This window comes from Nostoc sp. 'Peltigera membranacea cyanobiont' 232 (genome assembly GCF_002245985.1).
Lineage (GTDB): Bacteria > Cyanobacteriota > Cyanobacteriia > Cyanobacteriales > Nostocaceae > Nostoc.
This window is the reverse complement of the sequence record NZ_NOLK01000333.1, coordinates 1-3,007: the sequence shown is the minus strand read 5'-3', so window position 1 is coordinate 3,007 and position 3,007 is coordinate 1. Positions and strand designations below refer to the sequence as shown.

6 protein-coding genes are annotated in these 3,007 nt (G+C 35.9%); 5 read left to right on the top strand and 1 reads right to left on the bottom strand.

From position 1 onward, the window contains the following. The first annotated feature begins 108 nt into the window (after window positions 1-108). The 5 genes from CDG79_RS39970 to CDG79_RS39945 all read left to right on the top strand — a co-directional run bounded on the left by CDG79_RS39970 (window position 109) and on the right by CDG79_RS39945 (window position 2,804). Window positions 109-375 (top strand): siphovirus Gp157 family protein, encoded by a 267-nt coding sequence (locus CDG79_RS39970; protein WP_223278658.1) that lies wholly within the window; start codon window positions 109-111, stop codon window positions 373-375. Window positions 376-807: 432 nt separating this feature from the next. Further along, window positions 808-1,257: a hypothetical protein gene (locus tag CDG79_RS39960; RefSeq protein ID WP_094346976.1), complete on the top strand. Its 450-nt coding sequence runs from the start codon at window positions 808-810 to the stop codon at window positions 1,255-1,257. A gap of 340 nt (window positions 1,258-1,597) precedes the next feature. Continuing rightward, window positions 1,598-1,972, top strand: a complete 375-nt coding sequence (locus CDG79_RS39955; RefSeq protein WP_094346975.1) for a hypothetical protein — start codon at window positions 1,598-1,600, stop codon at window positions 1,970-1,972. 48 nt (window positions 1,973-2,020) lie between these two features. Beyond that, entirely contained in the window at window positions 2,021-2,242 is a 222-nt protein-coding gene (locus CDG79_RS39950) for a hypothetical protein (RefSeq protein ID WP_094346974.1), read from the top strand. Next, window positions 2,232-2,804, top strand: a complete 573-nt coding sequence (locus CDG79_RS39945; protein WP_094346973.1) for an A1S_2505 family phage non-structural protein — start codon at window positions 2,232-2,234, stop codon at window positions 2,802-2,804. Before CDG79_RS39950 ends, CDG79_RS39945 begins: the two co-directional genes overlap by 11 nt. A gap of 16 nt (window positions 2,805-2,820) precedes the next feature. Here the strand turns inward: CDG79_RS39945 and CDG79_RS44620 are convergent. Continuing rightward, window positions 2,821-3,007 (bottom strand): hypothetical protein (locus CDG79_RS44620; RefSeq protein ID WP_223278472.1); only part of this gene is annotated, 187 nt, incomplete at its 5' end.

The following is a 3,007-nucleotide window of genomic DNA, read 5'->3' as shown; positions in this document are numbered from 1 at the left end:
TCGCCAAAAGTCTCGGCGAGCCGCTATGAATGATCAGTATATGCTTTCCGTTTTGACGGCGGCTTTCTCAAACTTAACTCTCTGCTAGAATCCAACTGTCAATAGAGTTTGAGATGCGCTAACCCTGGTAAGGAAAGGATAATAGAAATCAGGGATAACCCACCAAAGGTCGCTAAATTACTAGTAGAAGTAGATGATGAAGATTTTCCTGATGAATTTAGAGTTATTAAGTACCAAGCTAATAACAAGGCAATTCTTGAAGCTTATAAATCTGGTAAAGATATTAGCAATCTTGCCGAGGTAAGTATCGGGAAGCAGGTGCGGTTTAAGGTGCAATCAGGTAGTAAGTCTCGTAACAAGAAAAACCACAACTAATGGCATACGCCCCAACCATGTGAATCAAACATAGGTATATCCCATCATTTTACAAAAATATCATCAAATGGTTAAGGGTCAAACCTTAATCATTTTTATTTTTTTTAAACTATGGCACCATTTTAAACTTCTTAAAAAAATCATCAAAACTTTGCCTAATTTTAAACTCCGTGAAGATATAATCGATGAAATTGTAGATATCAATGACAGCAACAGTAACTATGTCGGGCTAGGTACAAACATCGTTACGATAGGTTGGTATATTTAACCTTATTTAGTGTGGCTAAATAGGTAATTGCAATTGATTAGGTAGTTTCTATTTTCAACTATCAATATGATAATTCAAACTACTGCTAAGTTTAAGTTTAATCTGAAGGGATGCAATCACCCTAAATAAAAACTTAAATATTAGGCATCGGGAGCAGCCTTAAAATGTCATATAACAAAAACCGAAGTATAGTTATCCGTAACGCTATTATCAACAGTTTGTTTATCCTCTGGTGTTTAGTTTGGCGCACTGGTTTGGGGCTAACCTTTTTTATCATATATGCTTCCCTTGGCTATATATATAGCTGGCCATTCTATCTTCCAATTTCGATTATTTTAGGATTTTCTCCTTGGGGTTGGAAGGTACAAGAAGAAAGAAGGGATAGAGAAGAAGAACGAAAAATGAGGAAGTTGGAAAATAAAATTGGGGATGGTTTTATCTATGCCAAAGCTGAATCAAATATCGAGATAAATTACAGGGGAGTTATCTTCCTCAAGTCAGTATTTGGTCTATTTGTTAGCGGATTTTGGGGGATAATACTTGGCTGGAAAGCTATTTTTAGTATGGTAGTACAGTTAGTAGATAATATCAAAACAATTGTTAAATATATATAAAATAAAATTTTCATATAACTACTAAACCAAGCCCAAGAGTTATTTCATTACTGTTTCAGCATCATTTGGAGACAGTAAGTATTAAAAGATAACTTATTCTTGAGCATTGAATTAATATAAAATTTATTAATATTTCCGATAAATAAGCACCAATTAAATATTTTTACGTCATTCAATAATATTCAATATCTCTGGTTTTGGGATAATATCAAAGCTGACAGAGTAATTTTGTAAAAAAGCATTTTTAATATCACACAAGCTCACGCTTAATATAAATATAAAGCTGGCATATCGCTTCATAAATAGCCAGTTACTAGTTATATCAACAGGAGTTACAACAATGGAATTAGCACAGTATATGCTGACAGGGCTTCTCTACGTGATTATTTACGGATTTTCCACTTTCTTTATTTTCCAGTTCTTAATAGAGATATCTATCGCTTTTGAAAAACACTGTAACCGCACTACATCTATAAAACCCACTGTAATTAAAACCGAAACCTTAACTGAAAAATCCAAAATTTGGATATCTACCAAAAACAAACATCAAGTATTTACAACCAAACAGATGACTGTTCAACACTTAAGAAAAAAATGCTCACAAGCTGGAATAAAATGGAGTTACGCTATCCAAGAATCCAAAACAGGTAAGAAACGACATCTCAACCGAGAAGAAATGTTAAGAGCCTTAAGCCAAATTAAACAGTCAACATAATAAAAATATAACCTGATAGTAATTCATTCTATTATCAGCTTATATAAAATGGACAATTACTGTATTTATTGGCGAAGAAAAAATTCTAGTAAAGAAGCATCACCCTTAATTTTCACTCATCCAAATTCTAGACAAGAAGCAATGATAAGAGGTGATTATGGTGAGATGGAATTATGGGATAACCTAACTGCTGCTCAAGCAGAAGTAGAAAAATTTAATCACAGATACCCCAATCTTTTCTTTTGGGTAAAAGAACCAAATGTCAAATAATCATCCCTACAAAATTATTCCTGACAGAATTACCAAACTAGCTTCATACCAGATTTTCGTATTTGGCAGCAACACTGAAGGAAGACATGGTGCTGGAAGTGCTTTATTTGCGCGACAGTACTGCAATGCAGAATACGGTAATCCCCAAGGAAGGCAGGGACAATCTTGGGCGATCGCAACCAAAGACCTAAGTAAGGGTATCCGGTCAATCCCCCTTCTCCAAATCAAATCCCAGATTGAGAAACTAGTCGAATATGCAAATACTCATTCTGAACTAGAATTCCTAACAACTAGGATTGGATGCAACCTTGCAGGATACACCGACCTAGAGATAGCTTCTCTGATTAGCAATTTCAATCTTCCTCCTAATATCTGGCTGCCCCAGGAGTTTGTTGATTGCCTCATAGAAGATAAACCAACCCTAAAAGTGGCATTCATGGGAAACAGGCATCAAAAATTTGATGAGTCGGGATGGAAGCAGGTGCGTAGCCGACTCGAAGGCATGATTGTTCGTGCTTGCGATCGCGCCCTTGAGTGGGGCTACAAACGCATCCAGTTCTGAATGGCACTAAGAAAAGCTACAAACCTTGCTGCATAAGCATTACAAGTATTAATGCGTTAATAGCAGTGGGCGCTTGGCTGCGATCGCTATTTTTTGTAGAGGCTGTGAAATGGAAGCGATAACGGTGGAGGGTTGCCCAAAAAGTTTTTGAAGGTAGAAAAAGCTTACTCGTCTGTGAAATACTTTTTTTGAGACGAGCAAGC

Coding starts and splice junctions, on each gene's coding strand:
- CDG79_RS39960 (WP_094346976.1), top strand. CDS start 808: ATGTCATATAACAAAAACCGAAGTATAGTTATCCGTAACGCTATTATC.
- CDG79_RS39955 (WP_094346975.1), top strand. CDS start 1,598: ATGGAATTAGCACAGTATATGCTGACAGGGCTTCTCTACGTGATTATT.
- CDG79_RS39950 (WP_094346974.1), top strand. CDS start 2,021: ATGGACAATTACTGTATTTATTGGCGAAGAAAAAATTCTAGTAAAGAA.
- CDG79_RS39945 (WP_094346973.1), top strand. CDS start 2,232: ATGTCAAATAATCATCCCTACAAAATTATTCCTGACAGAATTACCAAA.